Genomic DNA, 1,067 nt, shown 5'->3' with positions numbered 1-1,067 from the left:
CATCCACGGCAAGGGCCAGACCAACCGCAGCGTGCCGGACGATGGCCTCCCCTCCCACACACACCGCCTGGCGACCGACGCGCTCCGGGGAAGCGCCTCACGAAGGAACGGAAGGCCCTCACCCCTTCCGTTCTAGGCCGTGTGTCGAAAGTGGATCTTGGGGCTGTGAATGATCACGGTTCATGGGTCGGGGAGATCTCACGGACGAGCAGTGGGCGGTGCTGGGGCCGTTGTTGCCGAAGGGGACGAAGGTGGGGCGGCCGCCTGTGTGGCCTCGGCGGCAGCTGATCGACGGCATACGGTTCCGTGTCCGGACCGGTGTGCCGTGGCGGGACATCCCTGTCGAGTACGGGCCCTGGAACCGGGTTTACGACCTGTTCCGTGGATGGCAGCGGAACGGCACCTGGCACCGCATCCTCACCCGCCTCCAGTCCCTGGCCGATGCGAAGGGCGCAATCACGTGGGACCTCAGCGTCGACTCCACGGTCTGCCGCGCTCACCAGCATGCGGCCGGAGCTCGCAGGCAGGGTGATCTGCAGAAGGAACCGCCGGGTGGCGTGTTCACCGAGCCTCGTGATCACGGGCTGGGACGCTCGCGCGGCGGGTTCACCACCAAACTGCACTTGGCCGTCGAACAGGGTCAGAAGCCCCTGTCGATCGTGGTGACGGCAGGGCAGCGTGGAGACTCGCCGCAGTTCGAACCGGTGCTGGAGAAGGTTCGCGTGCCCCGCCTCGGGCCGGGTCGGCCACGCGTTCGTCCCGATCGGGTGCGGGCTGACAAGGTGTACGCCTCCCGCAACAATCGCGCCTACCTGCGCCGACGCGGAATCCGATGCACCATCCCGGACAAGGCCGACCAGGCACGCAACCGCCAGAAGCCCGGCTCCCGCGGCGGTCGGCCGCCGCGCTTCGACCCGGCCGACTACCGCCAGCGCCATGCGGTCGAGTGCGGGATCAACCGTCTCAAGAGACACCGTGCTGTCGCCACGCGATACGACAAGCTCGCCGTCCGCTACGAGGCGACCGTGCTGGTCGCGACCATCAGCGAGTGGCTGTGACTTTGGGCC

1 protein-coding gene is annotated in these 1,067 nt (G+C 68.2%); it reads left to right on the top strand.

The window, feature by feature from the left end:
* Window positions 1–182 precede the first annotated feature (182 nt).
* On the top strand, window positions 183–1,058 hold the full coding sequence (locus tag ACFW3F_RS25585) for an IS5 family transposase (protein ID WP_388062521.1): 876 nt from the start codon (window positions 183–185) through the stop codon (window positions 1,056–1,058).
* The last annotated feature ends 9 nt before the right edge of the window (window positions 1,059–1,067 follow it).

Origin of the sequence: Gordonia sp. NPDC058843 (assembly GCF_042743165.1) — a bacterium.
In the GTDB taxonomy this organism is placed as follows: domain Bacteria; phylum Actinomycetota; class Actinomycetes; order Mycobacteriales; family Mycobacteriaceae; genus Gordonia.
This window is presented reverse-complemented; position numbering and strand designations above follow the sequence as displayed.